The following is a 20,605-nucleotide window of genomic DNA, read 5'->3' as shown; positions in this document are numbered from 1 at the left end:
CGCTAAAGCACCTGCTCCGCTACCGTGCAACGTGTTAGACGAAAGCCGTCAGTCTAAGCGAAAAACCCCGCCGGCACAGTCGGCCGAACGGCCGATCCCTGCCCGGACCACGGCCGGTCTAAAATAGCGTTTTTCCCAAGCCGGCCTTCTCTTTGTGATCCGCTTTAACCAGTTCAGTCTCGCGCGCGGCACCAAGCCGCTTTTCGAACAAACCACCTTCACCCTGAACCCCGGCGAAAAAGCCGGGCTGGTCGGGGCGAATGGCGCGGGCAAGTCGACCCTGTTTGCCGTGCTGCTCGGCGAACTGCATGCGGACGCCGGTGACTTCTCCATGCCGCCGTCGTGGCAGATCGCCCATGTGGCGCAGGAAACCCCTGCCGTCGACAAGACCGCGCTCGCCTATACGCTGGATGGCGACGCCGCGCTGCGCGCCATCGAGGCGGCGATCGCCGCCGCCTCGGCCGCGCATGACGGCGCCGCCGAAGGCGAGGCGCACGCCGCCTTTGCCGACGCCGACGGCTACACCGCCCCGGCGCGCGCCGAAGCGCTGCTGCTCGGCCTCGGCTTCACGCTCGAACAGACCCGTCTGCCAGTGGCGAGCTTCTCCGGCGGCTGGCGCATGCGCCTGAATCTGGCCCAGGCGCTGATGTGCCGCTCCGACCTGCTGCTGCTCGACGAACCGACCAACCACCTGGACCTGGACGCCATCGTCTGGCTCGAAGACTGGCTGCACCGTTATCCGGGCACGTTGATCGTGATCTCGCACGACCGCGAATTTCTCGATTCGGTCTGCAATGTCACGCTGCATCTGGAGCAACAGCAGATCAAGCGCTACGGCGGCAATTATTCGCAGTTCGAAATCCTGCGCGCCCAACAGATCGCCCTGCAGCAGAGCGCGTATGAAAAGCAGCGGCGCACGGTTGAACATCTGCAGAGTTATATCAACCGCTTCAAGGCGCAGGCCACCAAGGCGCGCCAGGCGCAAAGCCGGGTGAAGGCGCTCGAAAAGATGGAACTGATCGCACCGGCCCATGCGTCCTCGCCGTTCACGTTCGAGTTCCGCACGCCGGACTCCGCGCCCAACCCTATGATGGTGATGGAAGGCGTGCGCTGCGGCTATCGCAACGAAAGCGGGGAGATCCCGATCGTCGAGCACGTCAACCTGTCCATCCAGAACGGCCAGCGGATCGGCCTGCTGGGCGCCAACGGCCAGGGTAAATCCACGCTCATCAAGACGCTTGCCGGCACGCTCGAGGCTCTCGGCGGCGGTGTGCGCGAAGGCAAAGGGCTGCGCATCGGCTACTTCGCGCAGCATCAACTCGAAACGTTGCGCCCGGACGACTCGGCGCTGCAGCATCTGGCGCGGCTTGCACCCGATACACGCGAGCAGGAACTGCGCGACTACCTCGGCGGCTTCAACTTCTCCGGGGAAATGGCCACCGCCGCGATCGCACCGTTTTCCGGCGGTGAGAAAGCCCGTCTCGCACTCGCGCTGGTGATCTGGCAAAAGCCGAACCTGCTGCTGCTCGACGAGCCGACCAACCACCTGGATCTCGAAACCCGCCATGCGCTCACCATGGCGCTCGCGCAGTTCGAAGGCACGCTGATTCTCGTCTCGCACGACCGGCATCTGCTGCGCGCCACCACCGATCAATTCATGCTGGTGGCGAAACACCGGCTGCAACCGTTCGACGGCGATCTCGACGACTACCGCGACTGGCTGCTGCAGCACGCCGCCGAGCAGCGCGCCGCGCTGAAAGCAGGAAACCCGGCCAACGCCGGGGGCACAGCGAATGGTGGCAATAGCGAAGACAGCGCCGCGAACCGCAAGGAACAGCGCCGTCAGGACGCCGAAACGCGCCAGAAGCTCTCGCATCTGAAGAAGCCGCTGCAAAGCCGCATCAACAAGATCGAAAAGGAAATGGACGCGCTGAACGCCGAAAAGACGACGCTGGATACCTTCGTCGCCGATCCGGCGAGTTACGATCCGGAGCAGAAGAGCAAGCTGACGGAGGCGATCCGACGTCAGGCGGATGTGAATGCGCGCCTCGAAGCGCTCGAAGCCGAATGGCTCGATACTCACGAGGAGCTCGAACAAATCGGCTAGCGCTCCGCCATACGCGGCCGCACCGGCTGCGCCGGCATCGACGGGCACTTTCTAAAGAGAGAGGTTGGCATTGACGTCTCCCGCTGCATTGCAAGGCCTGCGCGTACTGGACCTGACGCGCCTGTTGCCCGGCCCGGTCGCGGCTCTGCGCCTCGCGGAAATGGGCGCGGACGTGCTGAAGATCGAAGCGCCCGGTGCCGGCGACCCCACCCGCACGATGCTGCAGGCGTCGAGCGATCGCGTCGCCGGCCGCCCCGGCGTGTTCTATCGCATGGTCAACCGCGGCAAGCGCGAAACGCGCCTCGACCTCAAGTCCGAAGCGGGACGCACCGTGCTGCGCGCGCTGGCGCGTGAAGCTGACGTGCTGATCGAGAGCTTCCGGCCTGGTGTGATGGAACGCCTCGGCATCGGCTATGAGAGCCTGAGCGTGCTCAATCCCAAGCTCGTCTACTGCGCGATCACCGGTTATGGTTCGACGGGTCCGTTCGCCAGTCAGGCCGGCCACGATCTGAACTACATCGCCTACGCTGGCGTCCTCGAGCAACTGGCGAGCCGCGACGGCGCACCGATCCTGCCTAACTTCCAGATTGCCGACCTGCTCGGCGGCGCCGCGAGCGCAGTCGCGCAGATTCTCGCGGCGCTGTGGCACGTAGCGCGCGGCGGCAACGGCCGCTTCGTCGACATTTCGATGTCCCACGTCACTCACTCGAACAACTTCCTCGCCCAGGTCTCGCTCGCCAACGACGGTGCCGCCCCGCCGGCAGGCGGTGGGCTGCTGAACGGCGGCGTGCCTTGCTACAACCTGTACCGGACCCGGGACGGCCGCTGGCTCGCGGTCGCGGCGCTTGAACTGAAGTTCTGGGATACGTTGTGCCACGCGCTCGATCGCCCCGAATGGGCGTTTCGGCACTGGAGCGTCGGCCAGTCCATCGGCGGCCCGGATGCGCTCGCGCTGATGCGGGACATGGCAGACCTGATTGCCAGCCGGCCGCTGGAAGATTGGGTAAGGTTACTGGAGCCGCTCGATTGCTGTGTCTCGCCGGTGCTGACGGCAGCAGAGGCCGCGCAGCATCCTCTGTTCAACCCGGACGCTGAGGCCGAGACGAACGCAGAGGCGGATGAGCAAGCGCGTGACGGGGCGAATGAAGTGCCCGACACCGGTGAGGCCAAGCGGCCTCGCTAATGGCGTGCAACCACACTCGCGCGCTTACCGCCGCGGCAAAGTTTGCCGCGGCGCCCGCTCGTCGTCATACAGCATGTATTTGCGGCCTTCGACATGCCGGTCGATGGTGGCGCGCACCTCATCCGGTGTGACGTTTTCGGCGACGACGCGGCGTGAAATCTGGCCGGTGGTGTCGATCCATTCGACGATCCGGCACGCGCCGCCCCAAGGCTGACGGATGGGCGCAGAGACGCGGCAGCCACGCACCAGCATGGGACGCTCGGTCACGGTTTCATAAGACTGTTTCAAGGCGCGATCCTTTTCCGCTTGAGAGGGATGGCAGACCCGCCCAGCTTAGGGAATACGCGTGTTGCGTTGGTTACAGTCCTGGCTCAGTTATTTACGGAGCATTACGCGGCGCTTGCTGCAAAAATGCCCTCTGAGCGACGGATACGACGCCTACTCTAGCGTGCGGATCTTGTCGATGGCCTGTTCGAGCCGGTCGACAGCAATAACCTGTAAGCCGTCGATGGGCTGCTTAGGCGCATTCGCCTTCGGAATCAGCGCAATCGAGAAGCCCAGCTTGGCCGCTTCCTTGAGCCGGTCCTGGCCGCGCGGCGACGGGCGGATCTCGCCCGCCAGCCCCACTTCGCCGAACACGATCAAGCCCTTGGGCAACGGTTTGTTACGCATCGACGAATGGATCGCCAGCAGCACCGCAAGGTCGGCGGCCGGCTCGGTAATCTTGACGCCGCCCACCGCATTCAGAAACACGTCCTGATCGAAGCAGGCAATTCCGGCATGCCGGTGCAGCACGGCGAGCAGCATGGCCAGACGGTTCTGCTCCAGCCCCACCGCGAGCCGGCGCGGGTTCGGCACATTGGCCGCATCCACCAGCGCCTGGATTTCCACGAGCAGCGGCCGCGAACCTTCCTGGGTCACCAGCACGCACGAACCCGGCACGATCTGCTCATGCTGCGAGAGGAATAGCGCCGACGGATTCGCCACGCCACGCAAGCCGCGCTCGGTCATGGCAAACACGCCGAGTTCGTTGACCGCGCCGAAGCGGTTCTTGAACGCGCGCACAAGGCGAAACGACGAGTGCGTATCGCCTTCGAAGTACAGCACCGTATCGACAATGTGCTCGAGCACGCGCGGGCCGGCCAGATTGCCTTCCTTGGTCACGTGGCCGACCATGATGATGGCCGTGCCCGACTGCTTGGCGATGCGCGTCAGTTGCGCCGCACATTCGCGCACCTGCGCGACCGAGCCGGGCGCCGAGGTCAGCGCCTCGGAATAGACCGTCTGGATCGAATCGATCACGGCCACGTCAGGCCTTTCGCTTTCGATGGTCGCCTGGATTTTTTCGAGCTGGATTTCGGCGAGCAACCTGAGTTCGCTTGCCTTCGAGCCCGGATCGAGCAGCGACAGCCGTTGCGCCCGCAACGCAATCTGCGCCGCCGATTCTTCGCCGCTGATATAGAGCGCACGCCGCTCGTGGGCGATTTCCCCGAGCGACTGCAGCAGCAGCGTCGATTTGCCAATGCCCGGATCGCCGCCGATCAGCACCACCCCGCCCGGCACCAGACCGCCGCCCAGCACCCGGTCGAATTCGCTGACGCCGGTTGAAAAGCGCGGTACGTCCGATGCCTCGATGTCCGCGAGGCGCTGCACCGGCGCGCTCTTGGCGAGCGACTGAAAGCGGTGCGCGGAAGGCGATTCGGCCACCGTCTCCACCAGCGTGTTCCACGCCTGGCATGCCGGGCACTGGCCCTGCCACTTGGGCGCCTGCCCGCCACATTCGGTGCAGGTGTACATCGTCTTCTGTTTAGCCACGCGCCCTTGCCTTGCTTATTTGTCGAATTGGTTGAGTGTGTCGAGTTTGTCGAATCGCGGTCTGCGGTACGACTCACCTATGCCGGACCGCTTGCAGCCCGGAACGCCGAACAGGCGCCGCAGAGCCGCTTATTCGGCGCGCACCGGCACGCGCGGCGCCACCGCGCACATCAGCTCATAGCCGATCGTGCCGCAGGCCTGAGCGACATCGTCGATCGGCAGCGCATTGCCCCACAGTTCGACGCGCGAGCCGACGCCCGCCGACGGACACGGCGTCAGATCGACCGTGAGCATATCCATCGACACCCGCCCGACCACGCGCGTGCGCACGCCATCGACGATCACCGGCGTGCCTTCGGGCGCCACGCGCGGATAACCGTCCGCATAGCCGCACGCCACCACGCCAACGCGCATCGCGCTGCGCGCCTTGAAGATCGAGCCGTAGCCCACCGTCTGCCCCTCGGGCACGTTCTGCACCGCGATCAGTTCGGAAGCGAGCGTCATGGCCGGCTGCAAGCCCGTGCCCTCGATAGCCTTGGTGACCCCCGACGGCGACGCACCATACAGGATGATGCCTGGGCGCACCCAGTCGAAGTGCGACGACGGATGCCACAGCGTAGCCGCCGAATTGGCGAGGCTACGCGCTCCCGCTATACCTTGCGCGCCGCGCTCGAACGCCTCCATCTGATAGGCAACGCCACGCTCGCTGTCAGCATCCGAAAAATGGGTCATCAGCGTGATCTGACCGACGCCCTGGCAGGCCCGCGCCCGCTCCCACGCCGCCCGAAAACGCTCGGGCGTGTAGCCCAGACGATTCATGCCGCTATTCATCTTCAACTGGATATTGACCGGCTTCGACAGACGCGCCATTTCCAGCATGCGCAACTGCTCGTCCGAGTGCAGCGCGGTGCTCAGGCTGTAGCGGTCGATCACGTCGATATCGGTGGGGCGAAAAAAGCCCTCGAGCAACAGAATCGGCCCGGCCCAGCCCAATTCACGCAACTTCACCGCTTCTTCGAGGTCGAGCAAACCAAAGCCATCCGTTGCACGCAAACCTGGAAAGGCCCTTGCCAGGCCGTGCCCGTAGGCGTTGGCCTTGACGACGGCCCAGATTTTCGAATTTGGTGCGTAACGGCGGACGACGGCGAGGTTATTGGCGAGTGCTGCGGTGTGGATCGTGGCTGAAAGGGGGCGCGGCATGGGAAATTTTCGTAAAGACGCTTGCGAATCAGGAGCTTACAGTGCGTTTTCAGTGCTCAGGAGCCCGCTGGGCGGTGCGATCAAGGATTCTGCTAGTCCGAATCCAGCTATTTTCATGATATAAAGCCGTGCGCACAACCCATTTCGAACGGAATAAGCCCGGACGCCTTGCACACGGCCGGGGCGGACAGACCGCAGCGAGGACAGCATCGCATCAGATGAAAAAAGGTTTTTACACCATCATGGCCGCGCAGTTTTTTTCATCGCTGGCCGACAATGCGCTTCTGATCGCTGCTATTGCACTGCTGAAAGATCTTCACGCCCCAAACTGGATGACGCCGCTGCTCAAGCTGTTCTTTGTGCTGTCGTACGTCGTCCTTGCTGCCTTCGTCGGCGCCTTTGCCGACTCGCGCCCGAAGGGGCACGTGATGTTCGTCACCAATACCATCAAGGTGGTCGGCTGCTTTACGATGCTGGTCGGTGCGCATCCGCTAATTGCGTACGGCATCGTCGGCTTTGGGGCCGCAGCCTACTCGCCTGCCAAATACGGCATTCTGACCGAACTGCTGCCGCCTGACCGGCTCGTCGCCGCGAACGGCTGGATCGAGGGCACCACGGTCGGTTCGATCATTCTCGGCACGGTGTTGGGCGGCGCGCTGATCAGCCCGCACATCGCCTCGCACATCCTCAAACACCATATTCCGACCGTCAACACGCCGGCTGAAGCTGCGATGCTGGTCATCATGGCCATCTACGTGATCGCGGCGCTATTCAATCTGCGCATTCCCGACACCGGCGCGCGCTATCCGAAACAGGAACGCGGCCCGATCAAGCTCATCACAGATTTCGCCGACTGCTTCCAGGTGCTGTGGCGCGACAAGCTGGGCCAGATTTCGCTTGCCGTCACGACGCTGTTCTGGGGCGCGGGCGCCACGCTGCAGTTCATCGTGCTGAAGTGGGCGGAAGTCTCGCTCGGCATGTCGCTCTCCGAAGGCGCGATCCTGCAGGCCGTGGTGGCCGTCGGGGTGGCCGCGGGCGCCATCATCGCCGCCTCGCGCGTGCCGCTGAAGAAGTCGCTATCGGTGCTGCCGGTCGGCATCATGATGGGTATCGCGGTGATGATGATGGCCTTCTATACCCGCGACCTGTTCCCCGCGCATTGGGGTTTTTACTTCGGTCGCATGCACGTGCCGGGTTATCTGATCCTCGCCTATATCTTCCTGATGGTCGTCGGCGGCCTGTCCGGCTTTTTCGTGGTGCCGATGAACGCGCTGCTGCAGCATCGCGGCCACGTGCTGCTGTCGGCCGGTCACTCGATCGCCGTGCAGAACTTCAACGAGAACCTCTCGGTGCTCGTGATGCTGTGCCTGTACGCGGTGCTGGTATGGCTCGACGTGCCGGTGTCGGCGGTGATCGTGCTGTTCGGCACCTTCGTCTGCGTGATGATGTGGTTCGTGATGCGGCGTCATCAGGCGAACCAGCGCGCCTTCGATTCGGTCGCGTTGATCGGTGAAGTGAAACACTGACGCCGTGCCGGGCGCAGCTTATGCACCCGGCGGCAACCTGCGCACCGAGGTTAAGCGCCGTATCCGCGATTCTCTTCTTCCCGCCTTGCCATGACTCAACCGATTCCCAACGTCCTGACGATCGCCGGCTCCGACTCCGGCGGCGGCGCCGGCATTCAGGCCGACCTCAAAGCTTTTTCGGCGCTCGGCGCGTATGGCGCGAGCGTGATTACGGCGCTGACTGCGCAGAACACGCAAGGCGTGACGGCGATTCATACGCCGGAGCCGGCGTTTGTCGCCGCGCAGCTCGACGCGGTGTTCGACGATATCCGCATCGACGCCGTGAAGATCGGCATGCTGGCGAACGCGCAGATTGCGCGCGTCGTAGCGGAGGCGCTGCGGCGCCATCGGCCGAAGCACGTGGTGCTCGATACCGTGATGATCTCCAAGAGCAACCACGCGTTGCTGTTGCCCGACGCGGTGGTCGTGGTGCGCGACGAACTGCTGCCGCTCGCCGACCTGCTGACGCCGAATCTGCCGGAGGCCGCGGCGTTGCTGGGACTCGCGGCTGCGACCGACGAAGCCGGCATGATCGAACAGGGTGAAGCGTTGCGCTCGCTCGGCGCGCGCGCCGTGCTGATGAAAGGCGGCCATCTCACCGCCGCCGACAGCCCCGACTGGCTGGTGCAGGACAGTGGCACGCTGCGCCTCGGCGCACCCCGCGTGCCGGTGAAGAACACGCATGGCACGGGCTGCACGTTGTCGTCGTCGATTGCGGCGCTGATTCCGCAGCGCGCCGACCTCGCCAGTGCCGTGGCGGATGCGAAGGCCTATCTGACCGGCGCGCTCGAAGCGAGCGGCCAGCTCGACGTCGGCAAGGGCGTCGGACCGGTGCATCATTTTTATCGCTGGTGGTGAAACGCGTGGGTGCCGCCTGGTGCCGTTTAGCGGCGCCTCGCGTGCCCTCGCCTTGTCCTACCGCCAAATAATATGTTTTGCGACCTAATTGCGTCGAAAAAATATATTGGACGTCTTACCGGTGCTCTCGCACTATTCATACCTTCCCAGCGCTGACCGTGCGCCCACCGCCTGCGGGCGATCGGTGCGCCGCCACCGTCCGCAACGGTGAATTGGCCGAACTGGGCACAACTCCAACTTAACGACCCCAATACCTGAGGACACAGATGCCTGACTATCGATCGCGAACTTCGACTCATGGCCGCAACATGGCTGGCGCCCGCGCCTTGTGGCGCGCCACCGGAATGAAGGACGGCGATTTCGGCAAGCCCATTATTGCGGTGGTGAACTCGTTCACCCAGTTCGTGCCAGGCCACGTGCATCTGCGCGACCTGGGCGCGCTGGTCGCGAAGGAAATCGAAGCGGCCGGCGGCGTCGCCAAGGAATTCAACACCATCGCGGTGGACGACGGCATCGCCATGGGCCACGGCGGCATGCTGTATTCGCTGCCCTCGCGCGAACTGATCGCCGACTCGGTCGAATACATGGTCAACGCGCACTGCGCCGACGCCATGGTCTGCATTTCCAATTGCGACAAGATCACCCCGGGCATGCTGATGGCCGCCATGCGCCTGAACATCCCGGTCGTGTTCGTCTCCGGCGGTCCGATGGAGGCCGGCAAGGTCAAGTCGCCGACCGACGGCCAGGTGATCGCCAAGATCGACCTGATCGACGCGATGATCAAGGCGGGCGACTCCAGAGTCAGTGATGCCGAAGTGGCAGAAATCGAGCGCAGCGCGTGCCCGACGTGCGGTTCCTGCTCGGGGATGTTCACCGCGAACTCGATGAATTGCCTGACCGAGGCGATCGGTCTCGCGCTGCCCGGTAACGGCACGATTGTCGCCACGCACGCATGGCGCAAGGGCCTGTTCGAACAGGCCGGCCGTCTCGTGGTGGACCTGTGCCGCCGCTACTATCAGGAAGATGACGCCTCGGTCCTGCCGCGCAGCATCGCCAGCAAGCAGGCGTTTGAAAACGCGATGGCGCTCGACGTCGCCATGGGGGGTTCGACCAATACCGTGCTGCACCTGCTGGCAGCCGCGCAGGAAGGCGGCGTCGATTTCACGATGTCCGACATCGATCGCATCTCGCGCAAGGTGCCGTGCCTGTGCAAAGTGGCGCCGGCTACCGACAAATTCCATATCGAAGACGTGCATCGTGCCGGCGGCATTCCCGGCATTCTGGGCGAGCTGGCCCGCGCGGATCTGCTGGACCTGTCGTGCGGCAACGTGCATAGCGGCACGCTGGGCGAGGCGATCGCCAAGTGGGATGTCGCCGGCGGCGCGGGCGAAGAAGCGCAGAAACTCTTCCGTGCAGCCCCGGGCGGCATTCCGACCACCGTCGCGTTCAGCCAGGAAGCCACCTTCGCGTCGCTGGATACCGATCGCAAGACCGGCTGTATCCGCAGCAAGCAAAACGCGTATTCGAAAGACGGCGGCCTCGCCGTGCTGTACGGCAACCTCGCGGAGAAGGGCTGCATCGTCAAGACGGCAGGTGTTGACGAATCGCAGTGGGTCTTCTCAGGGCGCGCGCGCGTCTTCGAGAGCCAGGACGACGCCGTCGAAGCCATTCTGGGCGACAAGGTCGTAGCGGGCGACGTGGTCGTGATCCGTTACGAAGGCCCCAAGGGCGGCCCCGGCATGCAGGAAATGCTCTACCCCACGTCGTATCTGAAATCCAAGGGCCTGGGCAAGAGCTGCGCGCTGTTTACCGATGGCCGCTTCTCCGGCGGTTCCTCAGGGCTCGTGATCGGGCATGCCTCGCCGGAAGCAGCCGAAGGCGGCACGATCGGTCTCGTGGAAGAAGGCGATGTGATCGAGATCGACATTCCCACGCGCAAGATGCACCTCGCGGTACCGGACGAGGAATTGGCACGCCGTCGCGCAGCCATGGAGGCACGCGGCGACAAGGCGTGGATGCCGGCGAATCGTGAACGTGTGGTGTCGCAAGCATTGCAGGCTTACGCTGCGCTCGCGACCTCGGCCGACCGTGGCGCCGTGCGGGATCTCTCGCAACTGAAACGCAAATAAGGAAGAACGGCTCCGTCGTCGCAAGGCGACTGGAGCCGAACAGATCGACATGCCGGGTATGGCCTATCGGCCGCCGCGCTGATCGGCCTAAAGACATCACCCGGCATCACCCGGCATCAACCCGCATCAACCGGCGTCACTGCCGGGCGAACGCCTGCGCCTTCTGCGGCCAGTCGTCCGGCACGATAAAGCCGCGCGAGCGCTCAACCCAACACCCCGCATCGTCCAGATAGAAGGCCGCCACCATGGTCGGCCCGTTCTGATGCGCGACCCGTTCGCCAAGCGCGGCCACATCGACGAACACAATGCCTTCCGCATCGGCTACCCCCGGCTCATGGCGCCGCGGCGCAAGCCATTCGAGACGCGGCAAAACCCGCCACGCCTGTGCATGCTCAGCCGCGAAAGCCGGCCAGTCCGTGCGTGTCGCCCACCAGCCGCGCGCATGCGCGGGATCGATTTCCATCGGATCGCTGCTCACTTCGCCGTGCCGGTAGAACAGCCAGCCCTTGATAAACATCTGCGGTTCCCACGGGCCCACATGTCCCAGCGTAGCGAACTCCTCCCGCCCGCTGAGCGGCAACTGATGATCGAGCAAGTGGGTCAGCTTCAGATCGAAGCGGTCCTGCAGATTGGGACCAACGTAATCCGACAGTAGCCCCCGCCCATCCCCCGCGTGCAGATAGCACTTGACGGCCAGCTCCCAATGCAGGCGCCGCCCTGCTCGCGTCTGTACCAGAAAATCGCACTCGCCCAGGGTCAGTCCGGCACGCCGCAGCGGCACGTTCGCCGCGATCAGGCGCGCGGTCGGCCCATGCTGCAGAAACCACGCAAGCAGGCATTCCGCGTAACGGCCAAGACGCGTGACGCGGGCCACAGCGAGGTCGCTCCTGAGTGCGCCCGGCTCGGCATCGAGAGCGCGCAGCCAGTCGAGGGTGGCAGCCAGTTCGTCCTGCGTCTCGAACGCGCTGGCGAGCATCCCCACCGGTGGTTGCGCACGCAACAGATCCGCGCTGAACAGCAGCCACGCGAGATCGCGCACCGCGGGTTCGCGCAGCGCATCCCACTGTGCCGGAGGCACAGCGGCCGGAACCAGGGCCGGCCGGGGCGCGTTCATCAGTTGGCCAGCGCGCCGGCCGCCTTGCGCCAGGTATCGCGGGCGAGGCACAGGTCCGTCCAGGCCTTGGCCTTATCGGGCAGGCTGCGCAGCAGATACGCCGGGTGATACGTGACGATCACGGGCACACCTTCGTACTGGTGCACGCGGCCGCGCAACGACGAAATGCTGGCGTCGGTCTTCAGCAGGCTCTGCGCGGCGAAGCGGCCCAGCGCAATGATCAGCTTCGGCTTGACGAGCGCGACCTGGCGCTGCAGATACGGCTCGCAGCGCGCCACCTCGTCGGGCTCGGGATTGCGGTTGCCGGGCGGCCGGCACTTGATCACGTTGGCGATATAGACGTTGGTGTCGCGTGCGAGCGTCAACGAACGCAGCATGTTGTCGAGCAGCTTGCCGGCCTGGCCGACGAACGGCTCGCCCTGGCGGTCTTCGTTCTCGCCGGGGGCTTCGCCGATCAGCATCCAGTCGGCATTGCGGTCGCCGACGCCGAATACGGTGTTGGTGCGCTTCTCGCACAGGCGGCAACCCTCGCAGCCGGCCACGCGTTCGGCGAGCGCATCCCAGTCGAGGGTCGGGACCAAAGGTTCGGCGCGCTCGGCTGGCGCCGTACGCGCTTCGGCCGGAGGCTGAGACGGCAGGTCGTCGAACCAGGCGAAATCGTCATCAGGCGGGGCTGAGGGTGCGGCGGGCTCGGCACGGGCCGGGGACGCTGTTGCATCCGCACGCGAGACCGGTTCGTATGTGTCGCCGCGCGCTCCTGCAGCAGAGCGCTCCTGCGCATTGCCTCGAGCCGCGTCTACCGCCAGGCCATGCGTCAAGCCTTGAACAGGCTTAGCCGCCTCTACACGCCGCGCAGCGCTCTCGTCGACAACAGCTGCTGGCACCGCCGCCTGACCGGCCTCCCCAGCACTCGCCTGCCCCATCCCGCGGCGCACCCACATCGGCGCGAGGCCAAGCTCTTCCAGAGCGGATTCATGCAGCGCCATCTGCGCCCTCCTTGGCAAACGAAAAACGCATCACGATGGCGTCCTCCCGGCTGCGATGACGCGCCGGATAGTAGTTCTTGCGACGGCCGATCGAAGCAAAGCCGAAGCGTTCATAAAGCCGGATAGCCCGGTGGTTCGACGGCCGCACTTCAAGCAGCAGTCCTTCAAGTTTTTCGTTGCGCGTAATACGCACCGCTTCCCGCAGCAACGACAGCCCGGCACCCGCGCCCTGCGCGGCCGGCGCCACGCACAGATTCAACAGATGCATTTCGTCGACCACCGGCATCAGCACGCAATAGCCGATTAACGCGCCGGTGACGTGACGCAGGCAGATGCCGAAGTAGCCGTTGCGCAGCGAATCTTCGAAATTGCCGCGGCTCCACGGAAATTCGTATGCCGCTTTTTCGATGATGGCAACCTCGTCGAGGTCGCCTTCGGTCATTGGCGACATGTAGCGGTCCGCCAGCAACACCCCGCTCATCGTCCGCCCTCGCCTTGGGGTGCGGGATGCGGCGTGACCGGCTCAGTTGCCTGGTTCGGCGCCTGCTGCACCGGGTCTTTCGCCGCGCTCGCCGCTGCCTGCTGCGCGGCTTGTCCCGCCGCCTGCTCTGCTGCCTGTTCTGCTTTAGCCACCTTCTCCGCCATCCGCTCCGCCGTGGTTTGCGCCACCTTGTCGCGCACGTATTCCGGCGCGGCAAGCTCGGCCGGCACCGTGCGGCCCGCGCGCAGCGCGCGCAGCGCCGCGAAGGCGAGCGGCAGCGCATGCGGCAGCGCTGCGCCGTCGATGGCTTGCGCCACCGTGCTGGCCACGAGGCGCGCGCCGAATGCGGCAGCGGCATTGCCTGCCAGCGTAAACGGCTCCTCGGGCAAGCTCAGCCGGTCCGGCGCATCGAGCGAGGCGGACTGGATGGTGCGCCATTCGCCCTGCGCCTCATCCCACGCGTAATCGGCCCAGTAGACCTCATCCATGCGGGCGTCGAGCGCCGCCAGCACGCGCCTGGCAGACGGATCGCGCAAACGCGCGCTCTCGGCGCACGCAAGCAAGGTGCCGATCGGCACCACCGGGCAATTCAGGCCGAACGCGAGCCCCTGCGCAACCCCGGTCGCGGTGCGCAGACCGGTAAACGAGCCCGGGCCCGCGCCGAAGGCAATCGCATCGCAGTCGGCCAGCGCGAGGCCGGCCTCGTCGAACAGTTCGCGGATCGCCGGCAACAAGCGCGTGCTGGACACAGCTCCGGTCGCTTCGTGGCGCACCCAGGTGCGCGGTTCGGAGACAGGAGCGCCCGTCGCATCGACAGCGGCGGACAGAAGCGCGACCGAACAGAATTCGGTCGACGTATCGAGGGCAAGCAGCACAGTTCTGGTCATGACCGCTATTGTAATGCGACGCCCCGCCTTGCCGGGCACGCAGCATGCATGCAGCGCCGCACAATGGCGAAGCGCCGGGCGCGCCCCTCGCCGGCGCGTTTGGAATGAAGGTTCGAGCCTGGTTCGAACCCAGCAAGGATGCCGCTTGATATGATCGTCGGCCTATCTTGAATTCGCCACGGAGAAAAAACATGAGCGACGTCGACGCCCAATTCGCGAAAGCCCACGAAGACGTGCAACAACTGCCGGAACGCCCCGGCAATCTGACGCTGCTGCGCCTCTACGCGCTCTACAAGCAGGCCACCAAGGGCGACGTGCATGGCGACAAGCCGGGCTTCACCGACATCGTCGGCAAATACAAGTACGACGCGTGGGCAGCGCTCAAGGGCACCGCCCAGGATGCGGCCAAGCAGCAGTACGTCGAACTGGTCGAATCGTTGAAAAGCGGCGCCTCCGCTTAACGAATATTCGTAAGACAAAGAAAGAATCAGCACTTTCCTTCACGGAAGTGTCGTAAATGTGGCGCGGTGCAGCAAAACCCTATACAATGCTGCCTGCGCTTCACTGCTTTGCCCGGCTTTTTCCTAGCGGCCCTTGCGGCGCAGCGCCTCGTAGCGTTTTGCTCCAATCCAGTTTAGAACCTGTCCCCTCCTGCCTAGCCCCCTACGGGCGATCATGTACCAGGCTGGCGGCACGCCGTGTTGGCATGTCGCAACCGATACAGCTTCTAACGAAAAGCTCGCCTCTTTAGTGTTGCGAGCTGCCCCCGTTTTTCGATTTGCTCGCTGCTTCTTTGCTCGCTGAATCCGACGACTTGGGTATGCCGATTGGCGCCGACGTATTTATTCCGTGCTTCACCCAGGATCGTTTCAAGGATTCTCATGACTTCGAGCAATACCCCCAGCAGCCCGTTGAACGCCATCGCCGACCAGGCACTCGGTCTCGCCGACGCTCCCGCCCAAGCCGCAGCCGTTGCTGCAGCGCCGGAAGCCGTTGCCGCTGAAACCGCAGCACCGGCCGGCCCGTCGTTCGCGTCGCTCGGTCTGTCCCCGGATGTCGTCTCCGCGCTGACCGCCGCTGGCTACCAAACCCCGACCCCGGTTCAGCAACGCGCTATCCCCGCTGGCATCGCCGGCCGCGATCTGCTGGTCTCGAGCCCGACCGGTTCGGGCAAGACCGCCGCGTTCATGCTGCCCGCTATCGAGCGTTTCTCGCAACTGCAAAAGGCACAAGCCAGCCAGCCGCGCGAGCCGCGTCCGGCTGATGGCGCCCGCACGCGCCGTCCGCAACCGGTTGCCCGTCCGACCATGCTGGTTCTGACGCCGACCCGCGAACTCGCGATGCAGGTCACCACCGCTGCTGCCACGTACGGCAAGCACCTGAAGCGCCTGCGCACCGTCAGCATTCTGGGCGGCGTCGCTTACGGCCAGCAATTGATGCTGCTCGCGAAGAACCCGGAAATCCTGGTGGCGACGCCGGGCCGTCTGATCGACCACCTGGAACGCGGCCGTATCGATCTGTCGCAACTGCAGATCCTCGTGCTCGACGAAGCCGACCGCATGCTCGACATGGGCTTCATCGACGACATCGAAACCATCGTTGCGGCAACGCCGGCTACGCGTCAAACCATGCTGTTCTCGGCTACGCTCGACGGCAAGATCGGTTCGCTGACGGGCCGCCTGCTGAAGGATCCGGAGCGTATCGAGATCGTCCAGCGCATGGAACAGCGCACCAACATCGCGCAAACCGTCCATTACGTTGACGACCGCGATCACAAGGACCGTCTGCTCGACCATCTGCTGCGCGACGAAGGCCTCGACCAGGCTATCGTCTTCACGGCAACCAAGATGGACGCGGACCAACTGGCTGGCCGTCTCGCCGACGCCGGTTTCGAATCGGCCGCCCTGCACGGCGACCTGCCGCAAGGCGCACGTAACCGCACGATCCGCGCCCTGCGCGAGCGCCGTGTGCGCGTGCTGGTGGCAACGGACGTCGCAGCTCGCGGTATCGACATCCCGGGCATCACGCACGTGTTCAACTACGACCTGCCGAAGTTCGCTGAAGACTACGTGCACCGTATCGGCCGTACCGGCCGTGCTGGCCACTCGGGTATCGCCGTGAGCCTCGTGCACCACGCCGAGCAAGGCGCGCTAAAGCGCATCGAGCGTTTCGTGCGTACTCCGCTGCCGGTCAACGTCGTCGAAGGCTTCGAGCCGCGCAAGTCGGCTCCGTCGGGTGGCGGTCGTCCTGGCTTTGGCGGCCGCGGCCGTCCGGGCGGTGGCAATGGCGGTGGCCGTCGCTTCGGTAGCGGCAGCGGTGCTGGCAAGCCGGCTGGTAACGGCGGCGGCGCTCGCAGCGGTAGCGGCGGCAATGGCGGCGGCTGGGCCGGCAAGTCGGCTGGCAGCGGTTCGCGTGAAGGTTACGGCGGCTCGCGTGACGGTGGCTACGGCGCACGCCGCAGCGACGGTCCGCGTACGGCGCGTCGCGGCAGCTAAGAAGAAACAGGACGTTGGGCGGCGCTTAGCCACCCAGGCCTCCGAAGAAACCGGTGCTCATGCACCGGTTTTTTTTCGTCCGCATTTTGGTCGCACCCAAAATTTCACGATGTGGAAAATTTTTTTGCCTCGTAAAAAGTCGTGCTGCGTGGCACAACGAGGACTATTGCAGCAGGGGAAATTGCTTTTCTCAATGCGAAACGTCTATCATAAATACTTGATTTTAAAAAATAAAAAATCTCAGATAAAGCTTATCCTGTATCTATTGCGCGTATCCTGTTTTGCATAGACTCTTATATAAGACTTCGCGAAACGAAACGCCCTCCGGTCCCCTTCAGGCAGCCGGCTCGCAGAAGACAGAGTTCACTGATTCACTTTTCAGGCAATCCAAGGAGCACACCATGACGTCACGCCAGGAACAAGCACAGCAACTCCAGCAGCAATGGGATACCGATCCGCGCTGGAAAGGTGTCAAGCGCACCTACACCGCGGATGACGTGGTGCGTCTGCGCGGCTCGGTGCCGGTTGAGCACACGCTCGCCAAGCGCGGCGCGCAAAAGCTGTGGGAAAGCGTCAACAACGAGCCGTTCGTCAACTCGCTCGGCGCGCTGACCGGCAACCAGGCCATGCAACAGGTCAAAGCCGGTCTCAAGGCCATCTATCTGTCGGGCTGGCAAGTGGCGGGTGACGCCAACGTGGCCGGCGAAATGTACCCGGACCAGTCGCTGTACCCCGCGAACTCGGTGCCGCTCGTCGTGAAGCGCATCAACAATACGCTGACGCGCGCCGACCAGATCCAGTGGTCGGAAGGCAAGAATCCGGGCGACGAAGGCTATATCGACTACTTCGCACCGATCGTCGCCGACGCTGAAGCCGGTTTCGGCGGCGTACTGAACGCGTTCGAACTGATGAAGGCGATGATCGAAGCGGGCGCAGCAGGCGTGCACTTCGAGGACCAGCTCGCCTCGGTCAAGAAGTGCGGCCACATGGGCGGCAAGGTGCTCGTGCCGACCCGCGAAAACATCGCCAAGCTCACCGCTGCGCGTCTGGCCGCCGACGTCTCCGGCACGCCGACCGTGCTGCTGGCCCGTACCGATGCGGAAGCCGCGGATCTGATCACCTCGGACATCGACGATAACGACAAGCCGTTCCTCACCGGCGAACGCACGGTGGAAGGTTTCTACCGTACCAAGCCGGGTCTGGAGCAGGCGATCTCGCGCGGTCTCGCCTACGCACCGTACGCCGACATGATCTGGTGCGAAACCGGCAAGCCGGACCTCGAGTTCGCGAAGAAATTCGCTGACGCGATCCACAAGGAATTCCCGGACCAACTGCTGTCGTACAACTGCTCGCCGTCGTTCAACTGGAAGAAGAACCTCGACGACGCGACGATCGCCAAGTTCCAGCGCGAACTCGGTGCGATGGGCTACAAGTTCCAGTTCATCACGCTGGCGGGCTTCCATGCGCTGAACTACTCGATGTTCAACCTGGCACACGGCTATGCCCGCAACCAGATGACGGCGTTCGTCGAAATGCAGCAGGCCGAGTTCGCCGCGGCAGAAAAGGGCTTCACCGCCGTCAAGCACCAGCGCGAAGTCGGCACGGGCTACTTCGACGCCGTGACCCAAACGGTCGAGCGCGAAGCCTCGACGACCGCGCTGCACGGCTCGACGGAAGACGAGCAGTTCTTCGACAAGAAGGTGGCTTGAGTCACGCCTGAACCGCGGTTTAAGAAAGAGAACAGCCTGAACCGCTAACGCGGATCGGACAGGCAGGCAGACGGAAAGCGGCCCCAGCAGAGGGCCGCAATCAGGGGGGAGACAGTCAGCCGGAACTGACCAGCAAGCCGGACTCATGAGGTCCCAGGCAAGGTCGCCATTCGGGTCCGCGCAGACTGGAATCTGAGAGAGAAGCAGGATATGGCACAGCGCACCGTGCCGTGACGCAAGCGCGCGCCGGCCTCACCCGCCGGCGCGTTTTTTGTGGCGGTGCGCTTCAAAGGTGCTTCAGAAGCGCTTGAGTCGCGCTAGAGAGCGCTACTGAGATGCCATTGCACCCGCCCACCTCAGCGATACACGATCACCGGAATCTTCGTATGCGTGAGAACCCGCTGGGTCTCGCTGCCGATCAGCAGGCTGCCGAGCCCACGGCGCCCGTGCGAGGCCATGAAGATCACGTCGCAGCCGCCCTTCTCGGCCGCCTCGATGATGCCGAGATACGGCGACGGATGCACGCTGGTGCGGCTGGTAACAGCCACCCCGACATTGCGTCCAGCCCGCTCGACCTCCTGAAGATGCACGCGCGCCTCGCGCTCGCTGCGCTCCAGAAAGTCGCCCGGGGGCTCGATCACCACTTCGGAAAACGGCGAATAGGGATATTGCGGCAAGCAGGCATACGCGGTGACGTCCGCGCCCACCGCCTGGGCGAGATCGATAGCGCCTTCGATCGCCTTGCGCGACAAGTCTGAACCATCGGTCGGAACCAGGATGTGCTTGAACATGGTGCCTCCGTCGTCGACTGCGGCTGGACCCGCTCAGGTGGCGGCTTACGCGGCGCAGCGTCGGCAGCCGGCGAGCAGGTCTTCAGGGTGCGGCCGGGCCGAACATCGGTCGAACGGAAAACGGGCCGTCCAATCGATTGTAGTGCGCCTAAATTGCCGCAACGCCCGCCTGCGGGTCTGTCCGCATATCGGAAACCCGCGCGGGACGTCGCTGCCCCTTCGCCTTGGCGTCTCACCCCCAGTAGCCGGGATGACCGTAGGTATGTTTAAGAAAATCCAGAAACAGCCGCACGCGCAGCGGCAAATGGCGGCGCTGTGGAAACACGGCATGAATGCCGATCGGCGGCGCCGCAAACTCATCGAGCACGCTAACGAGCCGGCCGGCGGCGATATCCGCGCCCACCTCCCACCAGGAGCGCCATGCCAGGCCATAGCCATCCAGACACCACTCATGCAGCACGGCGCCGTCCGAGCATTCCATCGTGCCGGACACCTTGATCGACACGACCTTGTCACCCTGCTGGAACATCCAGCCGCGTTGCTGGTTGGCGCTGGCGCCGAGTGCAAGGCAATTGTGATGGGTCAGATCGGCGAGGTTTTGCGGCGCCCCGCGGCGCGTCAGATAGGCAGGCGAAGCGACCAGCACACGGCGATTTTCACCGAGCCTGAGCGACACCAGCGAAGAGTCCGGCAACTCGCCCAGCCGCACTGCGCAGTCGAAGCCTTCGTTGACCAGATCCACCAGCCGGTCGGACAGGTCGAGTGTGATCGAGACATCCGGGTGCGCCACGGTAAACGCGGGCACCAGCGGCGCGACGTGGCGGCGGCCGAAGCCGGCCGGCGCCGAGACGCGCAGGTGGCCGCTCGCCTTCACGCCGCCCGCCGAGACGCTCGCCTCGGCGTTCTGCATGTCGTGAATGATGCGCTGGCAGTCTTCCAGAAAGGCCGAGCCTTCGAAGGTCAGCGTGATCTTGCGGGTGGTGCGCACCAGCAGCTTGACGCCCAGACGCTCTTCGAGCGCATCGATGCGGCGGCCGATGATGGCCGGCGCCACGCCCTCGGCCTGAGCCGCCGCCGACAGGCTGCCCTTGGCGGCGACGGTGACGAAGGTTTCGATCTGCTTGAAACGGTCCATGAGCGAGCCGAGGCCGGGCGCGGACGACAGCGCCAAGGCGCCCCGAAAGTGGGAATGAGCGCCAGATTAGGTGGATGAAAGTAAAAGATCAAGTGATGTTTAGCCTCTTTTTGAGCGTAGAGCATCACTAATACAATTCATCTCGACCTC

General features: G+C 64.4%; 17 protein-coding genes. 8 read left to right on the top strand and 9 right to left on the bottom strand.

From position 1 onward, the window contains the following. Positions 1-154 precede the first annotated feature (154 nt). A complete protein-coding gene (locus BLQ92_RS34720; protein WP_090693992.1) occupies positions 155-2,107 on the top strand; it encodes an ATP-binding cassette domain-containing protein in 1,953 nt (650 codons plus the stop codon). A gap of 88 nt (positions 2,108-2,195) precedes the next feature. Then, positions 2,196-3,290, top strand: a complete 1,095-nt coding sequence (locus BLQ92_RS34715) for a CaiB/BaiF CoA transferase family protein (RefSeq protein ID WP_090693987.1) — start codon at positions 2,196-2,198, stop codon at positions 3,288-3,290. A gap of 24 nt (positions 3,291-3,314) precedes the next feature. Here the strand turns inward: BLQ92_RS34715 and BLQ92_RS34710 are convergent, their stop codons facing one another. The 3 genes from BLQ92_RS34710 to alr all read right to left on the bottom strand — a co-directional run bounded on the left by BLQ92_RS34710 (position 3,315) and on the right by alr (position 6,305). After that, on the bottom strand, positions 3,315-3,578 hold the full coding sequence (locus BLQ92_RS34710) for a DUF2866 domain-containing protein (protein ID WP_090693984.1): 264 nt from the start codon (positions 3,576-3,578) through the stop codon (positions 3,315-3,317). Positions 3,579-3,728: 150 nt separating this feature from the next. Continuing rightward, positions 3,729-5,105 (bottom strand): DNA repair protein RadA, encoded by a 1,377-nt coding sequence (gene radA / locus BLQ92_RS34705; protein ID WP_090693980.1) that lies wholly within the window; start codon positions 5,103-5,105, stop codon positions 3,729-3,731. Between the two features lie 129 nt (positions 5,106-5,234). Then, positions 5,235-6,305, bottom strand: coding sequence for an alanine racemase (gene alr, locus BLQ92_RS34700; RefSeq protein WP_090693976.1), 1,071 nt, complete (start codon positions 6,303-6,305; stop codon positions 5,235-5,237). 218 nt (positions 6,306-6,523) lie between these two features. On the opposite strand from alr, the gene lplT reads away from it, so the two are divergent. The 3 genes from lplT (at position 6,524) to ilvD (ending at position 10,857) form a co-directional block, all read left to right on the top strand. Beyond that, entirely contained in the window at positions 6,524-7,831 is a 1,308-nt protein-coding gene (gene lplT / locus BLQ92_RS34695) for a lysophospholipid transporter LplT (RefSeq protein ID WP_090693973.1), read from the top strand. Between the two features lie 90 nt (positions 7,832-7,921). After that, entirely contained in the window at positions 7,922-8,728 is an 807-nt protein-coding gene (gene thiD, locus BLQ92_RS34690; RefSeq protein ID WP_090693969.1) for a bifunctional hydroxymethylpyrimidine kinase/phosphomethylpyrimidine kinase, read from the top strand. Positions 8,729-8,994: 266 nt separating this feature from the next. Beyond that, a complete protein-coding gene (gene ilvD / locus BLQ92_RS34685) occupies positions 8,995-10,857 on the top strand; it encodes a dihydroxy-acid dehydratase (RefSeq protein ID WP_090693965.1) in 1,863 nt (620 codons plus the stop codon). Positions 10,858-10,993: 136 nt separating this feature from the next. Here the strand turns inward: ilvD and BLQ92_RS34680 are convergent, their stop codons facing one another. From BLQ92_RS34680 to tsaB, 4 genes are read right to left on the bottom strand one after another with little or no spacing between them, the layout of a single operon-like run. Next, a complete protein-coding gene (locus BLQ92_RS34680) occupies positions 10,994-11,971 on the bottom strand; it encodes a DUF1853 family protein (protein WP_090693961.1) in 978 nt (325 codons plus the stop codon). Continuing rightward, positions 11,971-12,957 (bottom strand): uracil-DNA glycosylase, encoded by a 987-nt coding sequence (locus tag BLQ92_RS34675; RefSeq protein ID WP_090693957.1) that lies wholly within the window; start codon positions 12,955-12,957, stop codon positions 11,971-11,973. The genes BLQ92_RS34680 and BLQ92_RS34675 overlap by 1 nt, the downstream gene beginning before the upstream one ends. After that, complete coding sequence (gene rimI, locus BLQ92_RS34670; RefSeq protein WP_090693954.1) at positions 12,944-13,438, bottom strand: ribosomal protein S18-alanine N-acetyltransferase; 495 nt, start codon at positions 13,436-13,438, stop codon at positions 12,944-12,946. The genes BLQ92_RS34675 and rimI overlap by 14 nt, the downstream gene beginning before the upstream one ends. Next, positions 13,435-14,325 (bottom strand): tRNA (adenosine(37)-N6)-threonylcarbamoyltransferase complex dimerization subunit type 1 TsaB, encoded by an 891-nt coding sequence (tsaB, locus tag BLQ92_RS34665; protein ID WP_090693951.1) that lies wholly within the window; start codon positions 14,323-14,325, stop codon positions 13,435-13,437. The genes rimI and tsaB overlap by 4 nt, the downstream gene beginning before the upstream one ends. Before the next feature lie 191 nt (positions 14,326-14,516). Here tsaB and BLQ92_RS34660 point away from each other — a divergent pair, with 191 nt between their 5' ends. The 3 genes from BLQ92_RS34660 to aceA all read left to right on the top strand — a co-directional run bounded on the left by BLQ92_RS34660 (position 14,517) and on the right by aceA (position 18,529). Beyond that, positions 14,517-14,786, top strand: a complete 270-nt coding sequence (locus tag BLQ92_RS34660; RefSeq protein ID WP_090693948.1) for an acyl-CoA-binding protein — start codon at positions 14,517-14,519, stop codon at positions 14,784-14,786. A gap of 420 nt (positions 14,787-15,206) precedes the next feature. Next, entirely contained in the window at positions 15,207-16,820 is a 1,614-nt protein-coding gene (locus tag BLQ92_RS34655) for a DEAD/DEAH box helicase (RefSeq protein WP_090693945.1), read from the top strand. Between the two features lie 401 nt (positions 16,821-17,221). Beyond that, complete coding sequence (gene aceA, locus BLQ92_RS34650; RefSeq protein WP_090693941.1) at positions 17,222-18,529, top strand: isocitrate lyase; 1,308 nt, start codon at positions 17,222-17,224, stop codon at positions 18,527-18,529. A gap of 356 nt (positions 18,530-18,885) precedes the next feature. Here aceA and BLQ92_RS34645 read toward each other — a convergent pair whose 3' ends face one another. Both BLQ92_RS34645 and BLQ92_RS34640 read right to left on the bottom strand, forming a co-directional pair. Further along, the gene (locus tag BLQ92_RS34645) at positions 18,886-19,320 is read right to left on the bottom strand and encodes a universal stress protein (protein WP_090693937.1); all 435 of its coding nucleotides are present in this window, start codon (positions 19,318-19,320) and stop codon (positions 18,886-18,888) included. A gap of 232 nt (positions 19,321-19,552) precedes the next feature. Then, positions 19,553-20,455, bottom strand: coding sequence for a LysR family transcriptional regulator (locus tag BLQ92_RS34640; protein WP_090694179.1), 903 nt, complete (start codon positions 20,453-20,455; stop codon positions 19,553-19,555). Between the last annotated feature and the right edge of the window lie 150 nt (positions 20,456-20,605).

The organism is Paraburkholderia phenazinium, assembly GCF_900100735.1.
Classification (GTDB): Bacteria; Pseudomonadota; Gammaproteobacteria; order Burkholderiales; family Burkholderiaceae; genus Paraburkholderia; species Paraburkholderia phenazinia.
The sequence above is the reverse complement of the archived record's forward strand: the minus strand, read 5'-3'. Positions and strand labels throughout refer to the sequence as shown.